The 22,652-nt window shown below is 45.5% G+C and carries 16 protein-coding genes; 2 read left to right on the forward strand and 14 right to left on the reverse strand.

Annotated elements, in window-relative coordinates:
* Nucleotides 1-27 precede the first annotated feature (27 nt).
* From AC1RJL_RS15575 to AC1RJL_RS15600, 6 genes are all read right to left on the reverse strand, one after another.
* Nucleotides 28-2,982 carry a TonB-dependent receptor gene (locus AC1RJL_RS15575; protein WP_492915636.1) on the reverse strand — a complete coding sequence of 985 codons (2,955 nt, stop codon included), beginning with the start codon at nt 2,980-2,982 and terminating at the stop codon, nt 28-30.
* Nucleotides 2,983-3,615: 633 nt separating this feature from the next.
* Nucleotides 3,616-4,776 carry an ATP-binding protein gene (locus AC1RJL_RS15580; RefSeq protein WP_492915638.1) on the reverse strand — a complete coding sequence of 387 codons (1,161 nt, stop codon included), beginning with the start codon at nt 4,774-4,776 and terminating at the stop codon, nt 3,616-3,618.
* A gap of 104 nt (nt 4,777-4,880) precedes the next feature.
* The gene (locus AC1RJL_RS15585) at nt 4,881-6,200 is read right to left on the reverse strand and encodes an ATP-binding protein (RefSeq protein WP_492915640.1); all 1,320 of its coding nucleotides are present in this window, start codon (nt 6,198-6,200) and stop codon (nt 4,881-4,883) included.
* 154 nt (nt 6,201-6,354) lie between these two features.
* The gene (locus AC1RJL_RS15590; RefSeq protein WP_492915642.1) at nt 6,355-7,056 is read right to left on the reverse strand and encodes a response regulator; all 702 of its coding nucleotides are present in this window, start codon (nt 7,054-7,056) and stop codon (nt 6,355-6,357) included.
* A gap of 47 nt (nt 7,057-7,103) precedes the next feature.
* Nucleotides 7,104-7,502 carry a DUF3019 domain-containing protein gene (locus AC1RJL_RS15595; protein WP_492915644.1) on the reverse strand — a complete coding sequence of 133 codons (399 nt, stop codon included), beginning with the start codon at nt 7,500-7,502 and terminating at the stop codon, nt 7,104-7,106.
* Between the two features lie 61 nt (nt 7,503-7,563).
* Nucleotides 7,564-8,466 (reverse strand): MipA/OmpV family protein, encoded by a 903-nt coding sequence (locus AC1RJL_RS15600; protein WP_492915645.1) that lies wholly within the window; start codon nt 8,464-8,466, stop codon nt 7,564-7,566.
* 289 nt (nt 8,467-8,755) lie between these two features.
* On the opposite strand from AC1RJL_RS15600, the gene AC1RJL_RS15605 reads away from it, so the two are divergent.
* Entirely contained in the window at nt 8,756-9,517 is a 762-nt protein-coding gene (locus AC1RJL_RS15605; protein WP_492915647.1) for a hypothetical protein, read from the forward strand.
* 115 nt (nt 9,518-9,632) lie between these two features.
* Here the strand turns inward: AC1RJL_RS15605 and AC1RJL_RS15610 are convergent, their stop codons facing one another.
* The 7 genes from AC1RJL_RS15610 to leuA all read right to left on the reverse strand — a co-directional run bounded on the left by AC1RJL_RS15610 (nt 9,633) and on the right by leuA (nt 18,928).
* A complete protein-coding gene (locus AC1RJL_RS15610) occupies nt 9,633-10,706 on the reverse strand; it encodes an efflux RND transporter periplasmic adaptor subunit (protein WP_492915650.1) in 1,074 nt (357 codons plus the stop codon).
* 62 nt (nt 10,707-10,768) lie between these two features.
* Nucleotides 10,769-12,034: an ABC transporter permease gene (locus tag AC1RJL_RS15615; RefSeq protein WP_492915652.1), complete on the reverse strand. Its 1,266-nt coding sequence runs from the start codon at nt 12,032-12,034 to the stop codon at nt 10,769-10,771.
* A gap of 10 nt (nt 12,035-12,044) precedes the next feature.
* Nucleotides 12,045-13,283 (reverse strand): ABC transporter permease, encoded by a 1,239-nt coding sequence (locus AC1RJL_RS15620; RefSeq protein ID WP_492915654.1) that lies wholly within the window; start codon nt 13,281-13,283, stop codon nt 12,045-12,047.
* 5 nt (nt 13,284-13,288) lie between these two features.
* Nucleotides 13,289-14,017 (reverse strand): ABC transporter ATP-binding protein, encoded by a 729-nt coding sequence (locus AC1RJL_RS15625; RefSeq protein WP_492915655.1) that lies wholly within the window; start codon nt 14,015-14,017, stop codon nt 13,289-13,291.
* 275 nt (nt 14,018-14,292) lie between these two features.
* On the reverse strand, nt 14,293-15,585 hold the full coding sequence (locus AC1RJL_RS15630; protein ID WP_492915658.1) for an ABC transporter permease: 1,293 nt from the start codon (nt 15,583-15,585) through the stop codon (nt 14,293-14,295).
* Nucleotides 15,575-16,825: an ABC transporter permease gene (locus tag AC1RJL_RS15635; RefSeq protein WP_492915660.1), complete on the reverse strand. Its 1,251-nt coding sequence runs from the start codon at nt 16,823-16,825 to the stop codon at nt 15,575-15,577. Before AC1RJL_RS15635 ends, AC1RJL_RS15630 begins: the two co-directional genes overlap by 11 nt.
* Before the next feature lie 435 nt (nt 16,826-17,260).
* Nucleotides 17,261-18,928, reverse strand: coding sequence for a 2-isopropylmalate synthase (gene leuA, locus AC1RJL_RS15640; RefSeq protein ID WP_492915662.1), 1,668 nt, complete (start codon nt 18,926-18,928; stop codon nt 17,261-17,263).
* 372 nt (nt 18,929-19,300) lie between these two features.
* Between leuA and AC1RJL_RS15645 the strand changes: the two genes are divergently transcribed.
* Nucleotides 19,301-19,765, forward strand: coding sequence for an Lrp/AsnC family transcriptional regulator (locus AC1RJL_RS15645; protein ID WP_492915664.1), 465 nt, complete (start codon nt 19,301-19,303; stop codon nt 19,763-19,765).
* Between the two features lie 416 nt (nt 19,766-20,181).
* Here the strand turns inward: AC1RJL_RS15645 and gyrB are convergent, their stop codons facing one another.
* Nucleotides 20,182-22,602, reverse strand: coding sequence for a DNA topoisomerase (ATP-hydrolyzing) subunit B (gene gyrB / locus AC1RJL_RS15650; protein WP_492915666.1), 2,421 nt, complete (start codon nt 22,600-22,602; stop codon nt 20,182-20,184).
* Nucleotides 22,603-22,652 lie beyond the last annotated feature (50 nt).

Below are 22,652 nucleotides of genomic sequence, written 5' to 3' on the forward strand. Positions count from 1 at the left end.
TGAATAGTTGGCTGTTACTCACAGGGCTTACAAAAATTTGTAGCTCATACCCAATAAATATGTACGACCATAATCTTCGGAGGTAAACAGCACCTTGCCGCCAGAACTTTTATTACCACTGAAATAATAGGTGTCTACATGATCAGTCAGATTGGTCATGTCAAAGCTAAATTGCAGTGCCTTGTTGAATTCGTAGGTTGCTTTGAAATCGAGCGTCGCACTTGCATCCTGATAAACATCAGCCCAAGTGCGGCAATTTTCTGCATAACCTAATGCTGCATCTGCAGCAATAGCAGTTGCATTACATGAACCCACACGCTTGAGAATTTCGCTGCGGTAATTGCCGATCAACCGCGCACTTAAACCTTTACCTTCCCAACCTACAGAAACGTTAATTGTTTCATCCGCTTGCTCGGGCAGTTTGATAGAGCCAACGCGAAGGGTATCGCCAACTTCTGCCTTACTATCCATCAAGGTCATGTTTGATTGTATAAAGATACCGGACTCAAAGAATTTCGAGTAAGACAATTCAACACCGTAGACTTTGGCAGACTCACCATTGGTGGCGAAATTTACGCGATTAATCATTAAATCATTGGCAATTCCGAACTGCGTTATTTGATCCAATGGTAATTCCAGCGGCAGTTCATCTCTGCGCAATGAAGCACCACGTACATCCACGATAAAATCTTCGATGTCTTTGTAGAACGCTGCTATTTGCCAGTTATCACCATTTTGGCCATACCAGGAAATAGAGGTGTCGAAGTTAACGGCGGTCATGGCAACCAAATTAGGATTGCCAATATTCAACGTGTTACCACTACCCATAGTAAAAGGTGTGCCGCCCGTAGTAGTAATTTGTTGCTGGCTATTAATAACACCACCATTTGCTGGCGGGTTGTCATTACATACCAACGTCTCCGGATTACACAGCACTACACGGCCAACGACTTCACCAAAAGCACGCGCCTGATCAAATGATGGACGAGTAAAACTGGTCCACACAGATGCACGCACTAGCATATCTTCAGCCATGTCATAGCGGTAATGAATGCTGGGAAGGAAATCGTTATAAGAAGTTTCTGTGTCTTGCAATGGAATTGCGATATCGAGATTCGAATTTTCTGCATTATCAGTTTCAGTGAAGCGATCATTGCGAATTGCCAAATAACCGTCTGACGCGAAATCCGTTTGCTCATATCGTGCGCCTGCAATCAACGTTGATTTTTCAGACGTTTGAAATTCCGCCATGAGATAGATAGCTTGTGCATCTTCTGTTAAAAAATAATCCTCTTTACGGCTTTCCTGACCGGTGAGATTAGGATCGGTGTATTTTGCAATACGTGATGTTGCTGCAAGCAAGCGTTCAGTCTCGTTGCGAGTAATAAAATCGTATTGCATATCAGGGTGCGCAGGTGTGTAAGTCTCGAAATCCGCGAGTGATGAGTTGCGCAAATCGTCACATACAGCATCGCCCCCACACGCATTCGGGTAGTTACCTGGTACGATGCTCCAGCGATCTTTGTTGCGGTCACGTTCACGGGCCTTCACAACAAAACCGGTCTTAATGTAATTAACAAAACCCTCTTCGAAATCGCGACGCAAATTTGCACTGATTTGATCGAGTGTATCGGTGCGGAAACTATCTTCGATAAAAATATTATCGTAAGTCATACCCCCCTGCTTACGCTTGGTAGGGTCCATTAAAAAATAACCACCGGTATTCACTAAATTAGCGGTCGTAGTTTCTGCAAGGGCAGCCATTTCAGCCGGGGAAATTATTTGCGCAGCAATATAGTCTTCACCTGCTCGACCCAGCATTGCCAAATCCTGGATGCGGAATTGCACCCGGCGGCCATCGGGTTTCGAGAACTCACCGACAGAATGTGAATAGTTGTAATCGAGTTTCCAGGTGTCGTCAGCGAAATTATGTTTACCACCAATATCAAAAGCGTCCGTGGTCGCTTTCCCTTTTTGGATGAAAAATTGATGCTGTAATTCAGCATCTGTAACACCAAATGTATTAGTGGAAGGGTCTGTATAGGGGACTTCCTGCTCAACGGTAAATGCAGTGTCGAAGCGATAATATTCGCGCAATGCGATATCCATGTCTTCCAGCGATGTACGACTGTAGCGAATGTAGAATTCATCAGTATCCGTCGGACGCCAACCCAAATCGACTGATACGGCAGAACGTGTGCGCTCTGCCTGCTCTTCACGTGCTTCAAATTGCCATGGCGTTAACATGCGCTCTCCAGATGGAGCAGTTAACCCTTTATGATTTTGCTGGCGGTACGTTAAATCCTGGTCAGCATGGTGCTGAATTAAGTAACCATCAGTCCCACGCTCTTCGTAGGACATGGAATAACCCACACCTATAGTGTCATCAGCAAATAAATTAGTGCCTTGAATGGACACTTTAGGAGAAGCATCGCCGTTGTAGAGCTGCTCGGATACCTGAGCACTAACGCGCAACGTATCTTTCTTGCGATCAAATGCATTTACCGTTTTAACATTGACGGTACCACCGATAGAGTTCAAATCCATATCAGGAGTAAGCGATTTGAATACTTCAATTGAGCTCAACAAATCCGCCGGAACACCATCTAATGCAAAAGCACGGGTATCTGAACTAGAAGAGGCTAACTCATTACCATTCATACTCACATTAACAAAACCGGGACCAAGGCCACGCACACTGACAAACTGTCCTTCACCCTCGGATTTTTGTAACGTAATACCCGGTACACGTTGTAAAGATTCGGCGACGTTTTGATCAGCAAATTTACCCGCATCATCCTGGGAAATTACCGAGCTGAAAATATTTTTGGAGCGCTCTTCTTCCCGCGCATTTAATTCCGCGCTGCGAACACCCGTGATTGTCACTTCCTGGACATTATCATCTTCAGCTGCCGTCTGCGCCTGTAACTGGCCTGCGGCCACCAGAGCAATACATAGTGGTAATAAACGTTTCTTGTGCATCGTCTTCCCCTCTTGTTATTTCTTAGAGTTGCTTGGAGTTATTGTGAAAAATCAAACGCGGCCTATGGACAGCAAATAGTGAAGAATAGAATTCGGCACGATCAATACACTGATCTGCGGCACCAGCACAGGTACCCATATTCGATAAGAGGAGATCCTACGGAAATGACAAGCAAACGCCTGCGCAATGCAAAGGCATTGGAATACTGCAGCACCGGAACGCGGTACTGGGAGTAGATGCGAAAATGAAGTTTTTATTGCCATTATCTCGTGTTCTTCCCCGCTAAATCCTGATTAAAGGACGCGTAGAATCATCACCAAAATCAGTGATGATTTTGGTCTTGACCGAGATAGACACTATTGCAGATAGCTGAAAAGGTCCGGGGGAGAAACCCGTCCCGAAGAGCACTTTTTAGTGCTTCTTACTCATTTTATTGTCGTTAAACACAACGAGGGGGGGATGTTACACCGATCTTGAACAGAATTTCCACCCTCGAACTTTGTTTAATATCATGTGTTACTTTTAGTAGCTATTGGCTTCCCACATAACAACTCCAGTACTCCCGCGCTTCAATCGGTACACTGAAATTGATGTGTAGCACTTATCCATCCACGACTGTTCGTTAATACCGTCTATTCTAAAAATACATGAAGACTATCGAATTCAAGCGCAGTAATTCCATTGCTAAATTGTTTGGAGTCGCCCGCATAAACCAAATGCGCATTTACCATTTGCGGCGATAATTCCATAATACGTTTTAACCCGCGTAGTAATTCCGGCTTGTAAGTGGAACTGGATTTAATTTCTATAGGAATTAATTGGCGGCCTTGCTGAAATAACAAATCAGCTTCAAGACCATTGCTATCGCGAAAAAAATACAGGCTATCAAGCTTTCCCTTATTATAGAGATTCTTAACAAAATCCATTACAACCAGATTTTCAAATAAGCTCCCGATCAATGGATCGCGAGCGACTTGTTGCGGGTTTTCTATTCCCAATAAAAAACAAAGTAGCCCGGTGTCTACAAAATAATATTTGGGGGTTTTGATTACGCGTTTACCAAAGTTTTCAAAATAAGGCACAAGTTTGTAAACAATAAATGAAGCCTCCAGTATTGATAGCCAATGTTTTATCGTAGTTGCGCTCACACCAACATCGCCAGCGAGGGATGAATAATCCATCAATTGTCCTACCCGTCCTGCCAGAAGCTTCATAAACTTTTGAAACTGGGTAACATCTTTCAAGTTGATAAGCTGACGAACATCGCGTTCAACATAGGTTTGGTAATAATTGGCATAGGCTTGTGTCGGGCGCTGTTGTTGATCGTAAATGCGTGGCAAAAATCCCTGATAAATATAATTTTCCGCATTTTCAAAACCCAGATTATTTTCACGCAACTCGGCAATGGAAAATGGCAGCAAATGCAATATAGCGGTACGTCCAGCCAATGATTGAGTTATCGCCTCACGCAAAGCTAACTGATGGGAGCCGGTAAGAACATAGCGCCCATTTCCATGCTGGTTATCTACTGCTATCTGCAGATAGCTAAGTAGTTCTGGCAAGCGTTGAATTTCATCAAAAATTACCTTGCCAGGATATTGTGCCAAAAATGCCTTGGGATCATCCCGCGCAAAGTCACGTGTTTCCGGATGTTCAAAGTTTACATAGGCATAGTCCGGTAAAAACTGCCGTGCAAGCGTGGTTTTACCTGCCTGACGGGGACCAAGGATACTTACTATGGGGTACTCTGCAAGTAATTGGACAAGCTCGGATTCAATATGGCGTTTAATCATAAGTAGAGATAATTCTATGTAATTTCAAAGTTCAACTTTGGAATTACATATTGCTATATTATGTTCACGAGCGCCATAGATATTATTAAATAAATTCAAGAACATTATTGTTTTAACTTCGGCCAACGAATCTGCGCCCTTGCACCGCCGAGGATTTCCGGTTCAGCAAACTGCGCACTGCCGTGATGCCATTGCATGATGCGTTTGACGATAGCGAGGCCTAAACCGAAGCCGCCGGTGGAGGAGTGACCGGAGGTTTGGTCACCGTCTTGCTCGGCGTAGTAGAGACGCACGAAGGAATCGAATACGCGCTCGCGTTCGCTGGCGGGAATTCCGCGGCCGTCATCTTCTACAGTGATAATGTATTCGCTATTTGTTTGCATCAACTCAATACGGATGCGGGATTTTGCGTAGCGCGCGGCGTTGTTGATAAAATTTTGCAGTACAGTTTCAATCAGTTTCCACTCGCATACAAATTCAGCGTTATTGGTGGTATCGCAAATTTCCAAATGTAACTTACGTTGGTTGTGACGGGCAAAACGCAATTGCAATTCGTCGAGTAAGTCGCGCATATAGCCGCTGGTTTGTTTTAGCTGTTGGCTCTTTTGTTCAAAACCGGCGTAGGCCAAAAGCGCGCTGATAAGCGATTCCATCTCGGCAATATCCTGCTCCACACTGCGCAATTGGCGGCGTCCTTTTTCATCCAATTTTTCTTCTTCAATCATCGCAAGTGCAAATTTCATCCGCGCGAGCGGTGTACGCAATTCATGTGAAACAGCGTTGGTCATTTCGCGATGCGAGGCAATTAATTCGCGCAATCGCTGCGCCATATGGTTGAATGCTTGCGCGAGTGGATAGAGCGCAGAGGTGGGCGAAATATTTAATGTTTCCGGCACACCGTCTTTACCAAGGGTGCGGGTCTGGCTTTCCAATTTTTTACTGTCGCGCGATAACGGCCAGACCCACAAATAAATAACCAGGGCGATACCGAGATAAAACACCAACAACAGCACACGGTAAACCGGTGATTCACTATCGTCATCCACCGGAATACTGAGCATAATGACTTGATCAGTCTGGGCAAGCCTTTTGTACCACACCACATTGTTATCGCTGGTCGCCGCCAGAATTTTTCCCGCGTGTAATTCATGCATCGCCGCTGATTGAGCGAGGTCATCAAGCGGTAATAATTCCAGGCTGAGATTTAATCCAGTGCTGAGTTGCTGCGCGGCCTGTGTATAACCTGTGTCAGATTGCGGTTGTTGCGCCAGCAAATCCTGTTCGATCATCTGGAAGAGCGCATGGATTTCTGCGGTTGGTTCTTGTTCGGGCGCAACACTTTCCCAAAACTGGTTTAAGCCCCAACCGATTAACACCACTGAGGCAACAATAAAAAAGTACAGCGAAATAAACGCGCGGTTCACGTCGCTATCCCTCTCTTACTGTTCTTTTTACCCTCACTCCCAAGCTTCGCTGGGGAATGCATAATCAAATAAATTCGCCGCATAAATAAAATTACACGCTCCCAGGCAAAGCCTGGGAGCGAGAAGGCATTAAATTGAATCAGTGCGACCGGCATTATTTCCAGGCATCAGCAATAAACAAATACCCCTTGCCCCAAATTGTTTTGATACGTGTTGGGTTATCCGGGTTATCATTCAATTTTTTGCGCAATTGGGAAATGCGCACATCAATGGTACGATCCAAACCGTCGTATTCGCGATTGTAGATATGGTTAAATAAAAATTCGCGGCTGAGGATTTGCCCGGCCTGTGCCGCCAGTGATAACAGCAAATCATATTCATGGCTGGATAAAATAATATCTTCACCTGCGAGTACAACTTTGCGCGCAGTCGGTTGAATACATAACTCACCAAACACCAGCGCCTCTTGTTCGCGCGGATCATTTTGATAGTAACGACGCATGAGTGCACGGATGCGTGCAAGCAATACACGCGGTTCGGCGGGTTTAATAACATAATCATCCGCACCGTATTCCAAACCCAGCACTTGGTCCAAATCCGAATCGCGCGCGGTAAGCATTAAAATCGGGCCTTTGAATTGCGGGCGCAATTCTTTACACAGCGTAAGGCCATCTTTGCCGGGTAACATTAAATCCAGAACAATTAATGCGGGATTTAAATTTTGCGCCTGACGGATAACACGGTTGCCGTTTTCTTCGATAGCAACTTGATAATCATTGCTCTCAAGAAAATCTTTTACCAGCTGCGCCAAACGGCGATCGTCTTCAACCAATAAAATTAAATTGTTTTGCGACATAAAAGTTCTCTGTAAAAAATCCCGTTTGCGCCTTAACCAATGACAACCTAGAAAAAGCTCCAGGGATTACGTCTGGCTTTGCGGTATTTTTTTTCGTTGTACACCACTTGAAAACGCTGGTCGCTCAACGAAATGTTGCTATCCAATTCGCGCAATTGAAAATCGGTGCTCACACTTGCGGTCAATTCAAATTGGTATTCACCTTGCGTGGTTTCTTGCCAGCAACGCAGCGGCTCAACTTTATCGGTTTGATAGAGACACAGCGAACGCGCCTGCGCCGATAACCACTTCACTTCCAATTCATCGCGACAGACTTCTTCACCCGCATTTAATACGCACAGGCGCGGTTTAATCGAAAACTGGATCAGCGGCAATGAAGATGAACTCGCACGCCCTGAATTATTATCGAGTGGAACATCGGCGAGCGTATAGCTTCCCGGCAGCAAGGCTGCCAGAAAAAGAGATGCTGCGAGAGGCGTTATAGCGCGTGAGCTCAGCAGGTTCCCATTAGAAATGGTACACCCCCCCAATGAAAACAGTGATCACTTTATTGTCATTTATTAGTGGACTTGCTGAGATTTCATCGGGTAACTGGCGATAATTGGCCAAGAAACGCAAATCCCAGCGTTCAGTCAGTTGGTAATTCCAATCAAAACGTGCAATCGGGGTCACCGCGGCATTGGTAGCGTAAGTGCCACGAAGATCTGCCTCAGGCAAGGTAACTCCGTAGTAATAATTCACCACTTCGCTACTCTGCCAGATAGCACCAACAGACGTTACTATCCGATGACGACCACTGATCCAATTCCTGGCAAGTGCTATGCGTACTTCGTCACCATGATGGATACCAGTAAAATCGCTCACATACTGCAATTGCAGATCGACAAGATCAGTGCTCAGGCTGTATTCAAGTCCACCCAAACCAGCCATACGACGATTGTGCAAATCGCGCTCCGGCACATCTCTAAAGCTTGGGGCCACCAATTCTTTATCATCGTCGAGTTCAATGACCGGAATATTTTCCGTCTGGTTGCCGGTCTTGCCGGTGGTTGCAAAGCCGTTTGCATCGATAAAAAAGTTGCTTGGACTCCAACGATGAAAGAAGACCTGATCGTAACCGGGTGTGACAAACAGGTTGAGCTGCTGGCTTTTGTCCCCCCACAAGATCACACCGAAATCAAGATTTTGGATAAAAAAACGTTCGCCGTTGTAGTTCACTTGTGGAATTAAAAATAGCGGGATGTCCGGCGTTGCCTCAAGCGGATTAGTACGTGTGCCCACGCCAATACCCAGGCTCAACTCCCATTTACCTATTTCGACACAATCGTCCGTTGCAGGCGCACAGGCTGACGCACTGCCAGTAAAAATAGCAGGGATAAAAACAGCAATCAGCGCGTGTAACAGTTTCATAAGTAAGGGACAAAGGAGTTGGACATTACAGTGTTATTTATAGATGGCTTTAGCAATTGCTGTTGTAATGATTTGTAGTCCAGCAATACACTTATTACAAATAATTACAATTTAATTCATATGCGCTACAACTTCCATCATCAGCGCGATCCAGGGTACCAGTAAGTAATAGATGATTACATTTTTTAACGACATGCTACATATCTTCCACAGACACAATCCCGAATGCTGCGCAAAATCAACCAAGTTAAATAACGGGAAATACCCTTAAAAATTTCGGAGTATATTCATGCCCCCATTCTCTCTATTACCACTCGCCTCATTGAGAAAAGCCCTGCTTATCCTACCGCTGTTGGGTTTACTTACCGCTTGCGGCAGCGATAACAACGATATCAAAGTGGATCCCAATACCAAGATGCTACATATCGATTTCAACGATAGCATTACCGGTTGGAAAACAGGTTTTGCAGATTACCCCCAAGGTGAAGAAGAGTTTTATGAATTGGGTTCGAGCCATAGCAATCTGCCGGCCCAATTAACCACTACACGCAAAGGTTTTAAAGTTACCGGCAATAACCACAGCGATGACCTGTTTATGTTCATAACCAAACAAGTCGATGGGCTTGAGCCAAATACCCGCTACAGTTTTCGCTTTAAAGTTACCTTTGGCACCAACGCGCAGAATAACTGCATGGGCATTGGTGGATCACCGGGCAACAGCGTGTGGATTAAAGTTGGCGCAACAAAAAATGAACCCAACGCGGTAAATGATGGCACCGGCTTTTTGTTGTTGAATTGGGATAAAGGCAATCAGGCAACTGGCGGTAGCGATGCAATCATTGCCGGTGACTTTGCAAATTCACAAGAATGCAGCACGACAAGCGAAACAGCACCTTATCTGAAGAAAACCCTGATTACTGAAAAAGGCAGTTACACTACGGTTTCAGATGATAAAGGCAGTCTCTGGTTACTCCTGGGTACCGATTCCGGTTTTGAAGGCACCACCACAATTTACTTTATGGAATTGGAAGTTGCCGCAACCAAAATTTGATTTGCTTCCGTTAATTATATGAAATAAAAAAGAGCCACAATTAGGGCTCTTTTTTATTTCACTTGATAATACTGGCTTAATTTCTCTAACATTTTTTATCGATGGTAATTCAGGATTAACGGTGCTTGATCTTATCACCTTCTTTTAGACCTTTGACGATTTCGATATTAATACCATCTGAAATGCCGGTTTTGATTTCGCGTTTCTCATATTTTTGTGGGCCGGTTTCAACTTCCACAAATTGTTTTTTATCTTCTACGATCAGGTTACCTTCGTTGATCGCAACAACATTTTCTTTCTTGTCCAATACAATATCGGCGTTCGCGCTATAGTTAGAACGCAGGAATAATTTTTCACTTAATTTTACCGCTGCGCGTATCTGGAACTTGATAGTACCCTGGTCAGTAACACCCTTTGGCGAAATATATTCAAGTACCGCGGTAAAAGGTTCGCCTTCCAACGCACCTACATCCAATACCAATTCCATGCCTTCGCGAATCTTGCCCACTTCTGATTCGTCTACCATGCCCTCAAAAATCATATCGTTCATATCGGCCAAGGTAGCAACGGTGGTTCCCGAGCCAAAAGAACTGGTCTCAACGATAAATGCACCTTCTTTGTAAGGTAAATCCAACACCATACCGCTCACTGTGGCGGGAATCATATTAGAAACTTTATCTGACTTTTTCGTTGCACCGGATTTCATCAACAATAAGTTGTTTTCTGCCGATGTCACTGCTTCGCGCTGCAAGTCATAGGTCAATAAAAATTTGTTGTATTCAGAGGCAGAAATTAATTTTTCGGCATAGAGTTTTTTCTGGCGATCAAATTCAACGGTAGCATTTTGCAAATTGAGTCTGGCAGTCTCCAATTGTGACTCCGCCTGGTTGAGCATCACCATACTGGGCGCCAGGGTGATCTTGGCGAGGATGTCACCTTTATTCACGGTCTGCCCAGCCACTACATACAGCTGCTCTACTACACCGGATACTTGCGATTTAATTTCAACTTCGCGGCGGGGAATGACTTTCCCCACCGCCACTGTCTTTTTCAGAATGGTCGTTTTAAATACCGCATCCGATTGGTATACAACAGGTTTTGCCTGGGATTTGTTGTATAGAAATACCGCTGTGCCGATAAACACTATGGCGATTAAACCCAAAACTGCGTACCAGATAAACTTTTTCATGGTGTCCTTCTTACGATTGCTGAAAATAAAATTGTTAACATTATTTGTTGCGCGAAAAATTTTTACTCATCCTGCAAGGCTACTATCGGATTCACACCAGCTGCTTTTGCAGCGGGCATTAAGGATGCCAATAAACCTGATATCACTAAAACCACAACCGCACTGATTGCAGTGTTAAAATCCACTTCCGGATTGCGGAACATACCCGCACTGCCGCCATTGGCCTCCATCATTTTATTGATTCCCTCAAGCAGCAATACACCGACCACCAAACCGAAATAACCTGCAACTGCAGTAATGAAAACTGACTCTTGTACAATCATGCCGATGATCGACCCCGGTGTTGCGCCCAACGCTTTGCGTAAACCAATTTCGCGGGTGCGCTCTTTTACAACGATCAACATAATATTACCCACGCCAATCGCCCCCGCCATGATAGTGCCAATAGCAACTATCCAACTAAATAGATTGATGCCGGTGAATAGCCCGTAAATTTTGTCGAACTCTTGTTGCAAATTAAAACTACCTAAAACACCTACGTCTTTAGGATCGATTTTATTGCGCTCAAACAAATATTTTTTTACATCGGCTTCTGCTACCGCTGCATGCACACCGGGCTTTGGAATCACCACAAAACTGCCGACCCAATCCACTTGGTTAAAGGCATAACGCAAGGTATCGTTGGGGATATAAATTTTTTCTTCTTCACCGCTATTCGGATTAGTCGAACTGGATTTATAAACGCCCACCACCTGAAAACTGATTCCGGAAAGGGTAATGTCTGCACCTATAGGGTTTTGGCCCGGCTCAAACAATACATCCCTAACCCGCGTTCCAATAATGGCAACCTTGCGTCGTTTGCTATCATCAATTTCATTGATGTAACGGCCTTCAATTATTTTTTGCTGGTGGATATTTCCCATACCTGCATGCGTTCCCTGAATGGAAAAGCTGCCATTATTTTTTTTGTATACGGTATAAGCCGGTGAACCACCCCAAATACCAACACTGTTTTGTGCATAAATTTTTCCGACGCTGGCAACACTATTTTGTATCGCTTCAACGTCATCTGCTTTCAGGCGGATTTGTCGGCCAATCGGCAAGCCCTGATAAGCTAATTGCGTAGGCCCCTGCGACCATATCCAAACGGAATTGGGAATTTCTTTAAAATCTTCTACCACACCATTTTCCAACGCCTTACCCGCACCCAGCAAAACTGTCAGCATAAAGATGCCCCAGAACACACCAAATGCAGTGAGTGCTGTACGCAATTTGTGTTGGTTGAGGGTGAGAAAAATCTCTTGCCACTTTTCGGTATCAATTAGCATGATGTGCTCCCTAATCCGCGCGCATAGCTTCAACAGGCATGATGCGCGCGGCTTTTAACGCAGGTACTAATCCTGCCAAAGCACCGACCACTACCAATAAAATAATCGCCGTAATGGCTACCTGGAAATTAACTTCCGGATTTTGAAAGAAAGGCAAGTTGGCACCGGCAGAGCGCAGCCCGAATGACACCAATTCCAATAACCCCACACCCAACACCAAACCGGCATAACCGGCGATGGCCGTTACCAAAATAGATTCCATTAGTAATGTGCTGACAATACCGAACGGTGTTGCGCCCAAGGCTTTGCGAATACCAATTTCCCGGGTGCGCTCTTTCACGGTGATAATCATGATATTGCTTACACCTACGATACCGGCCATTAATGTTCCCAAACCGACAAACCAGATAAAACCATTAATGGCGAGGAATAATCCATTCACCATTTTGGCCGGCTCGGCCATATTAAATGAGCGAATTGCGCGGCGGTCATCCGGTGCTACCTGATGGCGCTGCTTTAATAATTGGATAACATTTTCTTCCAGTGCAAATCCATCTTGTCCCTCTTGCGGACGCAGCCAAATTGAACCTATCTTATCGCTCGTACCAAATAATTTTTGAAAAGTTATTTGCGGAATATAAACGCGTTCGGAATCGCGGCCGCGATCACCTTTATCGTAAAAAACACCCACGACTTTCATCACTACACCGTTGATGCGAATATTTTTTCCAACTGGATCTACATCTTTACCGAAAAGACGCTCGCTCACTACCGTTCCAATAACAGTGATTTTGCGCATTTGCTGATCATCAAGTGGATTTACTTTGCGGCCAAGGTTAAAGGGAATGGATTCCTTAATTTTAAAATATTCGTCAGGTACACCATGCACACCAAAAGAGCCGGTTTTCTTTTCGTAAACCAATGAAATTCCGTCGCGCCTATTTTCCGCAGAAATAAAACGCACACCGGGAACTTTTTGCGTGATGGAGTTGATATCGTCTTTGGTTAATTCGATGGTACGACCAACGCCCCTGCCGTTATGGGCAACCGAGGTAGTGCCGGTGTACACCACGATAAAATCCATAACGTCCGAACCAAAACCGTCATAGATACCGTTCTGCATTCCACGCCCGGCACCGAGCAACAGAATCAGCATGAAAATACCCCAGAACACACCGAAAGCAGTGAGTGCGGTGCGCAATTTATTTTGACGCAAGGTATAGAGGATTTCCTGGAAACCGTCGAACATGATGCTTATCCTAGAATCTCTTCTTCATCCTGATCGGCAATTGCTTCAGCGATATGCGAAGGTGAATGTTTGCCGGAAATGATCAACCCGTCTTTCAACACAATTTGGCGCTGCGTTTGATCAGCAATGTCTTGCTCATGGGTTACTATCACAATGGTGTTGCCCAATTGATGAACTTCTTTCAATAATGCCATTACTTCATGCGTCGTCTGGCTATCGAGTGCACCGGTAGGTTCATCGGCGAGAATCACTTTTGGCTTGGTAACCAATGCGCGTGCAATCGCAACGCGCTGTTTTTGTCCGCCTGATAACTCATTGGGCATATGATTGGCGCGATGGGACAAGCCCACCATTTCCAAATATTGCTCAGCGCGGTAATTGCGCTCTTTACGGCCAACGCCCTGATAATAAAGTGGCAGGGCGACATTCTCGGTAGCATTTTTAAACGGCAATAAATTGAACGACTGGAATACAAAGCCCAATAATTCATTGCGCATTTTTGCGGCGGTTTTTTCCTTCAGGTTTTTTATTTCACGGCCCGCGAGAAAATAATCGCCCTGGTCGTGGTTATCCAAAATACCGAGGATGTTAAGCAAGGTGGATTTACCCGAGCCCGAAGAACCCATAATCGATACCAATTCACCTTCGCGAATGTGCAGGTCTATCCCTTTAAGCACATGCAGTGGCTGTTCGCCCGAGTGATAGTATTTATGGATGTTATTTAATTTGATCATGGCGATTTTTCCTTTAGTACGGCGGGTGTTCTTGTGAAAGACACCCTATGACTGCATTATTCTCACGCAAGCTTAATGGCTTTTAACTGTTTTACCGTTTTTTTTACGTTGGCTTAACAATTTAGTGACATCTGTCAGCCACACTATTACTTATCATCACGAAAACTATTAACAGTTTGTAACATTCACACGGATTAAGATTGACTCTCATACATCGGTTAAGTAATAGCTTTGATGCAATTCAGCGATATTTGGATTCATCCAGCTAAAAATAATTATTCATCTTGTAGTGCAACGATAGGATTAACCGACGCGGCTTTAATAGCGGGCAACAAAGCGGCCAATACACCCGTTATTACCAATACTGCCAGGGCCAGTAATGCCGTGCCTATATCAATAAACGGCGATGCAAACATTCCAGCACCTTGCCCCAGATTAACCAACACAACTTTAACTAGCTCCAGCAACAGGACACCCACTACCAGACCGCTGTAACCCGCAAGCAAGGTGATAACCAGAGACTCGTGCATAATCATCAAACTGATATTCAGCGGCGTCGCACCCATAGCTTTGCGTAAACCGATTTCACGGGTGCGTTCTTTAATCACAATCAGCATAATATTACCCACACCAATTACACCGGCGATGATAGTGCCTATAGCAACCATCCAACTAAACCCTAAAATCCCGGTGACCAGATTCTGTTGCTGCTGAAAAAACTTCTCATGATTCCAGGTTCCCAACACACCCTTATCATCCGGATGAATTTTTTTGCGTTCATACAATAAATCTTTAACGTTTTGCTCCAGATCCACTGCGTTGTAACCAGGCTTGGGTGTGAAAAAAATCAGATCGAATTTTTCCATCGCATTAAACGCCCGTCGCGCTGTTTCGTTGGGTACCATGATCGAGCTATTGCTATCATTACCGCCCTCACCACTCGATATATTTTTATACACACCAATAACAATAAAATGTACGCCCTGAATTGAAATGGCTTTTCCCAATGGACTTTTTTCATTTTTAAATAGCTGCTCGCGCACGCGTGTACCAATCACCGCCACTTTGCGTTTTTGCAACTCATCCAATTGATTGATGTAACGCCCTTCTACTAATTTGCTCATGTTGCCGAACTCATAAGGTAACCAATCGGCATGGCTACCTGATACCGAAAAAGAACCCGACTCTTGTCCGTAAATTACTTGCGTTGGACTGCCCCATCCGCCAATACTATTTTTGCCATCCACCATTTTAATTGCGGGAATTTTTTCGCGGATTGCATTTACATCATCTTGCGTCAAACTTACCCGGCGACCTTTGCTCAAACCCATGTAGGGGATTTGTGTCGGGTTAGATGACCACATCAACACTACGTTGGTATTTTCACCGAAATCGCCAATCACTTTGTTGCCAAAGCCGGTACCAAAACCAAGTAGCACTACCAGCATTAAAATGCCCCAGAAGACACCGAATGCGGTGAGACCGGTGCGCAGTTTTTGTTTGCTTAGGCTTTTTAAAATTTCTTGCCATTTATCAATATCGATCATCATGCTGTCCTTATTCTGCACGCATGGCTTCGGTCGGCATAATGCGCGCAGCACGCAATGCTGGCACTAATCCGGCGAAGATACCGGCGCACACCAGTACGACGAGTGCCATCAAGGCAATATTGATATCAATCTCCGGTTGCTGGAAATAAGGTAATTGAATATTCATTTTTGTCAGCGCCACCGATGTTCCTTCGAGCAGGGCGACACCAAATACCAAGCCGGTATAACCGGCGATTCCAGTTACTAATACCGATTCAAATAGTAGCGTCCACACAATTGAAACAGGATTCGCACCCAGTGCTTTGCGTATTCCAATTTCGCGTGTGCGCTCTTTCACGGTGATAATCATGATATTACTCACACCTACCACACCCGCAAGCAAAGTACCTATTCCCACGATCCAGATAAAAATATTCAAGCCGATAAACATTTTGTTAATTTCGGCAGCGTCACGCGCTTTATTGCTAACAAAAATTGCACGTACATCATCGGGTGCAACACGCTGGCGTTGTTTTAGCAACGCCAGGATTTTTTCTTCCAGTTCAATTGCATCTACACCCGCTTTTGGCCGCACGGTAATTAACGATACTTCTTTACCGCCACCAAAGGCTTTTTTAAATGCGCTCACCGGCATATAGATGCGTTCAGACATTCGGCCTTGATTACCCTTATCGTAAAACAGGCCAATCACTCGAAACGCAATGCCATTAATATGGATCTCTTGCCCCATCGCTTCTGCATGGGAAGTAAATAACCGCTCGCTAACGCTGGTACCAATCACCACCACTTTGCGGCTCTCGTCCATATCGAGCGGATTCAAACGGCGGCCATCATCGAAGCGTACTTTTTCTTTGATATTAAAATATTGGTCGGCAACACCTAGCACACCGAATGAACCCGACTTGGGACCAAAAGTAACGGAGATATCGGAGTTGATAAATGAACCCATCGGATTTTCGCTGGAAATGTAACGCACATCCGGCAGTTCGCGACGGATTGCGTTCATATCATCTTCGGTAAATTGGATTTGCCGGCCTATTGGCATACCTTTAAATGCTACCGATGTAGTAGATGGAATAATCCACATTGAATCGGCAACATCATTACTCCATCCCTCGGACAAAGCTTTTTCCATTCCACGCCCCGCGCCCAATAACAAAATCAGCATAAACAATCCCCAGAAAACACCAAAAGCAGTGAGTCCGGTACGCAATTTGTTCTGGCGAAGGGTAAAAAGGATTTCCTGCAAACTATCCATGATGTTTTCCAATCTGCGTGCTATGCAGTAGCAGTGTTGAACCAATTATCGATTGGACACAACCACAATCCTATTGGATTCACTTCTAATATTTTTATTATCAATCGCAAAGAGGTTCTCTAGTTCCGTAAACCAAGCGCTGACCCAGTATAAACAGCTTTTTAAGCGCCAGCGGCAATGCATCTGTAAAGACGGGGTAAAATTCTCTCCCGACCAGCACATCGGGAGAGCCGCCTATTCAAGTAGAAAAATCGTGCTGATCACTTGAAAGCCGGTACGCGGAAAACCAAATCCCAGGTTGGGGGGTTATGGGACTTTGGCAATCCCTGTGATAGGACGTGGATTATTTATCTTTGGATTCAATAAAAAAACGCAATCCCTTTTAGTTAATTTAAAGGGACTGCGCTTTTTTTCCTAACACGGATTTGCTTGTTATTAACTGATTGCGCCGCTGCGGTTAACACCGTTGATCAGCGCTTTTACTGCCGAGGTAATAATGTTGCGGTCCTGGCCTACACCGTAAACCGGTTTGCCGTTTTTCACTTTAATTTCAACGTAGGTTACTGCTGCTACATCGGAACCTTCACCCACTGAATGTTCGTGATAATCGATCACACTTACTTCACCGTCGATAAACTGGCTGATCGCATGCGCTGCTGCATCAATTGGTCCGTTGCCGCTGCCACTGATTTGCACAGTCTGGTTTTGGTGCTGTGCGTGGATAACAATATCAACTTGATGATTATCATCCTGCTCAGTGAATTTGCTTGATTGATAAGTGATAGGTGAATTTACCGCAAAATATTCGTCGTTAAAAATGCTGACAATATCGTTGCCCTTCACTTCCTTACCAGTGCTATCACTGACTTTTTGCACTGCTGCACTGAATTCAATTTGCAAACGGCGCGGCAACTGCAAACCGGCTTCTTGCTGCAACAAGAAACTCACTCCACCTTTACCCGATTGTGCATTCACTCGCACTACCGCATCGTAACTGCGACTCAAATCAGCCGGATCAATCGGCAAATAAGGCACTTCCCACAGGGTATTTTTCTTTTGTACCGCAAAACCTTTTTTGATTGCATCCTGATGCGAGCCGGAGAAAGCGGTGAATACCAATTCACCGGCATAAGGATGACGCGGATGCACAGGCAGTTGCGTACACTCTTCATGCAGCTTGCGCACTTTATCGATATCAGAAAAATCCAGACCGGGATGCACGCCTTGCGAATACAAATTCAATGCAAGCGTAACCAAGTCAACGTTACCGGTGCGTTCGCCGTTGCCGAACAAACAACCTTCAACACGATCAGCGCCGGCCATCACCGCCAATTCTGCTGCTGCAACAGCAGTGCCGCGGTCATTGTGCGGATGCACGCTGATGATAATGGAATCGCGGTTATTAATATTGCGATGCATCCATTCGATTTGGTCTGCATAAGTATTGGGTGTATTCATCTCCACCGTTGCAGGCAAATTCAAAATCATTTTCTTTTGCGGTGTCGGTTGCCAGATTTCAGCGACGGCATCGCTCACTTCTTTTACAAAATCAATTTCAGTAGACGAAAATACTTCCGGCGAATATTGGAAAGTCCAATCCACTTCGGCTGCTTTTGCAGTTAATTCTTTACACCACTTGGTTCCCTGGATCGCAATATTTTTTACACCTTCTTTGTCGGTGTTATACACGATTTTGCGGAATGCCGGAGCCAATGGATTGTACATGTGCAAAATTGCGCGCTTGGCACCGCGCAAACTCTCCACGGTTTTTTCAATCAAATCGTAACGCGCCTGTACCAATACTTCGATAGTGACATCGTCGGGAATCAAATTCTCTTCGATCAAAATGCGCGTGAAGTTGAAATCAATTTCACTTGCCGAGGGAAAACCGATTTCGATTTCTTTAAAACCAATCGCAACTAATTCTTTAAACATGCGCAATTTGGTTGCGACGGACATAGGGTCGATTAGCGCCTGGTTGCCATCACGCAGGTCTGTGCTCATCCAGATCGGCGGTTTTTCAATGTGCTTGTTGGGCCATTGGCGGTCGGGCAATGACACACCGACAAAGCGCTGGTATTTGCTGGATGGATTGGAAAGCATAATCGACTCCGAAATTTTTTGCCTGGTGCCTGGAGAATTGTATGGAGAACCTCTGAATAATCCGCCGGGTAAACAATTACCCAGAGGTTCCCATGAGCTGTAGTACGTTCTTGTGGTTATGGTCAATATCAAGTCGGTCTGGTCTGGCAACTGAGGGTCATCGGCTGCCGGTTTCATGTGGTGCGATCGCACTGGTAGAAACCCCATCCCGGCGCGGATAACGCACGGCCTTTTATCAACATGTGGCTAGTATAGGGAGGTAAGATTGGCAGATGATTGCGAAGCTTGTGTTAATATCAATAACAGAACAATATTATTGCTTTAAATCGATATTTAATAGAATTAATTACCGATAGACTGGAGTTTACCGCTATGGACCTCGACCGCTACGACCGCTTGATCCTGGAAGCGCTGCAGGAAAATGGCCGCATCTCCAACCAGGAATTAGCCGACAGTATCAGTCTGTCGCCCTCCCCATGCCTGCGCCGGGTGCGTGCGCTGGAGGAATCCGGCCTGATTGACGGCTACGTCGCCCTACTCAATGCCCGCAAACTGGGACTGACGCTGGTCTCATTTATCCAGATCAGTATGGATAAACACACCCCTGACCGTTTTGATGTATTTGAGAAGACAGTAGAAGCCTATCCTGAAGTGCTCGAATGCCATTTAATTACCGGACAATCCGCTGACTACCTGTTAAAGGTAATTGTGAAAGATATGGATGCCTACCAGCAATTCCTGCTGCAAAAACTCACCCGTATTGAAGGTGTCAGTGGCGTGCATTCATCGTTTGTATTGAAATCGCCCGTTGATAAAACGGCATTGCCCGTGGGATAACTGCCGGGTAGCAATAAAAAAGGGGCGGATTGCCCCCTTTTTTATTAATCGCTTATTTCGCTACTTTGCGCTCACGTCGATCATTCTTACGTCGCTCGTGTGGCACATCCTGGGGTATACCTTCACGATATTGACGTCGATCTAGCCGCTGGCGTTCTTCCAGTGCATCCTCAATTTGAGTTAGTAGCACCTTGGGCGTTTTCTTCTCGCTTGTCATTAAAGTCTTCTCGCTACCTAGTTAATCTAATGCAGAATCACTCACTACGGCCTGAGTATAGACCAGCCAAAATCGAATAATTGTAAATTTGACGACATTTCTTATTTCATTTGTGCATATAAAAAGCCGAATTCTTACGAATTCAGCTTTTATTTTATATACAAAATAAACTATTAATTAATATAAATTAATAGTTAAATTAAATATCCAAGTTAGCTACAGCCAATGCGTTGGTCTCGATAAAGTCGCGGCGTGGTTCCACGTTATCACCCATCAGGCAGGTGAAAATCTGGTCGGCAGCAATAGCATCCTGAATAGTCACACGCAGCATACGGCGGGTTTCCGGATTCATAGTGGTATCCCACAATTGCTCCGGGTTCATTTCACCCAGACCTTTATAGCGCTGGATGTTATAGCCTTTGCGTGATTCTTTCATCAACCATTCAAGGCCTTCGGCAAACTTGAACAAAGGTTGTTTGCGTTCGCCGCGCTGGATATAGGCACCCTCTTCAATCAGGCTTTCCAGTTTGCTCCCAAGCGCAACTATAGAAGCATATTCACCTGACGCAAAGAAATCATGGTTGAATGGATAAGGAGTAGCTATGCCATGCGCGGTAATTTCAACTTGTGGCAGAAACAGGTGACGCTCACTGTCTTCACGTACAGTGATGATGTAGCGCTGGCTGCCGGCACGGGCATCAATGCTGAAATGTGCGGCCATCTGGTCACACCATTGCTGCATATGACCTTGATCAGCCAAATGCTCAGGGCGAATTGCCGGCAAGTAGATCATTTTTTCCAACACATCTGCCGGATAGAGACGCGACAAGCGCTCAATAGTAGCCATTACCTTACGGTATTCATGAACCAGCCTCTCGAGAGCTTCACCTGTAATCGGCGGTGCACTCGGGTTTACATGGAGGGCCGCATCTTCCAATGCTGCCTGGGTAAGAAACTCGGTCATGGCAGACTCATCTTTCAGATATTGCTCCTGCTTGCCCTTGGCGATTTTGTACAACGGCGGCTGGGCGATATAGATATGGCCACGCTCAATCAGTTCGCGCATTTGGCGGAAGAAAAAAGTCAGTAACAATGTACGGATATGGGAACCGTCGACGTCGGCGTCGGTCATGATAATGATACTGTGATAACGCAGTTTTTCCGGATTGTAATCCTCTTTACCAATGCCGCAACCTAACGCAGTGATGAGGGTTCCTACTTCCGCACTGGAAAGCATTTTGTCGAAACGCGCTTTTTCTACGTTGAGGATCTTACCTTTAAGCGGCAGGATCGCCTGGGTTTTACGGGCACGGCCTTGCTTGGCAGAACCGCCCGCAGAGTCACCCTCTACCAGGTAGAGTTCGGAAAGGGCTGGATCTTTCTCCTGGCAATCGGCCAACTTACCCGGCAAGCCGGCAATATCCAATGCGCCTTTACGGCGAGTCATCTCACGGGCTTTACGCGCGGCTTCACGGGCGCGAGCGGCATCAATCATCTTGCCTACAATGGCTTTGGCTTCTTGCGGGTTTTCCAGCAAGTAAGCGCCGAAATGTTCGTTCATCTCCTGTTCTACCGCGGTTTTCACCTCGGACGACACCAGCTTGTCTTTAGTCTGGCTGGAGAATTTGGGATCAGGCACTTTTACCGAGATAATAGCAGTCAAACCTTCGCGCGCGTCGTCACCGGTAGTGGCAACTTTGGCGTTTTTGGCAATGCCTTCTTTCTCGATATAGGTATTTAAACCACGGGTCAGCGCGGCACGAAAGCCCGCCAAGTGGGTACCGCCATCGCGTTGCGGGATATTGTTGGTGTAGCAGAAAAGGTTTTCCTGGAAGGAATCGTTCCACTGCAGCGCCACTTCCACGTCTATACCATCGTCGCGCTTGAGCGAAACAAAGTGCACCATCTTATTAATTGTCGTTTTGTTCTTGTTCAAATGGTCTACGAAAGCACGCAAACCACCTTCGTATTGATAAACCTCTTCCTTACCACTGCGCTCATCCTTCAGCACAATGCGCACGCCCGAGTTCAAAAACGATAGCTCACGCAGGCGTTTAGCCAATAATTCGAAGTGGAATTCGATATTAGTAAAGGTAGCGGCGGATGGTTTAAAGTGGATTTCAGTACCGGTAGTGGTTGAATCGCCTACTACTTTTAGCGCTGCATCGGGTACACCGTGGCGATAGATTTGCTCATGGATCTTGCCGCCGCGACGGATGGTCAACTTCAGGTATTCCGATAGAGCGTTTACTACCGATACCCCCACCCCGTGCAAGCCGCCTGATACCTTATAGGTATTGTCATCGAACTTACCACCAGCATGGAGCACAGTCATGATAACTTCAGCCGCCGATACACCTTCTTCATGCATCTCGGTAGGAATACCACGGCCATTGTCAGATACAGAGACAGTTTCGTCAGGATGAATAACGACGCGAACTTCATCACAGTGCCCCGCCAGCGCTTCATCGATAGAGTTATCCACGACTTCAAACACCATGTGATGCAGGCCTGAGCCGTCATCGGTGTCGCCAATATACATCCCTGGGCGCTTACGCACCGCATCCAGGCCCTTAAGGACCTTAATACTGGACGAGTCGTAAACATTCTCTTCTGACATAGCTATTCTCCGCTTTTTTGTTCAGTAGCAACCAACATAAGCAGGTTGCG

It is taken from the genome of Cellvibrio sp. GW822-FHT04B05 (assembly GCF_058800985.1).

Excerpts from the sequence above, each read along its gene's own strand:
- AC1RJL_RS15575 (WP_492915636.1), bottom strand. The coding sequence starts at position 2,982 with ATGCACAAGAAACGTTTATTACCACTATGTATTGCTCTGGTGGCCGCA.
- AC1RJL_RS15580 (WP_492915638.1), bottom strand. The coding sequence starts at position 4,776 with ATGATTAAACGCCATATTGAATCCGAGCTTGTCCAATTACTTGCAGAG.
- AC1RJL_RS15590 (WP_492915642.1), bottom strand. The coding sequence starts at position 7,056 with ATGTCGCAAAACAATTTAATTTTATTGGTTGAAGACGATCGCCGTTTG.
- AC1RJL_RS15600 (WP_492915645.1), bottom strand. The coding sequence starts at position 8,466 with ATGAAACTGTTACACGCGCTGATTGCTGTTTTTATCCCTGCTATTTTT.
- AC1RJL_RS15605 (WP_492915647.1), top strand. The coding sequence starts at position 8,756 with ATGCCCCCATTCTCTCTATTACCACTCGCCTCATTGAGAAAAGCCCTG.
- AC1RJL_RS15610 (WP_492915650.1), bottom strand. The coding sequence starts at position 10,706 with ATGAAAAAGTTTATCTGGTACGCAGTTTTGGGTTTAATCGCCATAGTG.
- AC1RJL_RS15615 (WP_492915652.1), bottom strand. The coding sequence starts at position 12,034 with ATGCTAATTGATACCGAAAAGTGGCAAGAGATTTTTCTCACCCTCAAC.
- AC1RJL_RS15620 (WP_492915654.1), bottom strand. The coding sequence starts at position 13,283 with ATGTTCGACGGTTTCCAGGAAATCCTCTATACCTTGCGTCAAAATAAA.
- AC1RJL_RS15625 (WP_492915655.1), bottom strand. The coding sequence starts at position 14,017 with ATGATCAAATTAAATAACATCCATAAATACTATCACTCGGGCGAACAG.
- AC1RJL_RS15635 (WP_492915660.1), bottom strand. The coding sequence starts at position 16,825 with ATGGATAGTTTGCAGGAAATCCTTTTTACCCTTCGCCAGAACAAATTG.
- leuA (WP_492915662.1), bottom strand. The coding sequence starts at position 18,928 with ATGCTTTCCAATCCATCCAGCAAATACCAGCGCTTTGTCGGTGTGTCA.
- AC1RJL_RS15645 (WP_492915664.1), top strand. The coding sequence starts at position 19,301 with ATGGACCTCGACCGCTACGACCGCTTGATCCTGGAAGCGCTGCAGGAA.
- gyrB (WP_492915666.1), bottom strand. The coding sequence starts at position 22,602 with ATGTCAGAAGAGAATGTTTACGACTCGTCCAGTATTAAGGTCCTTAAG.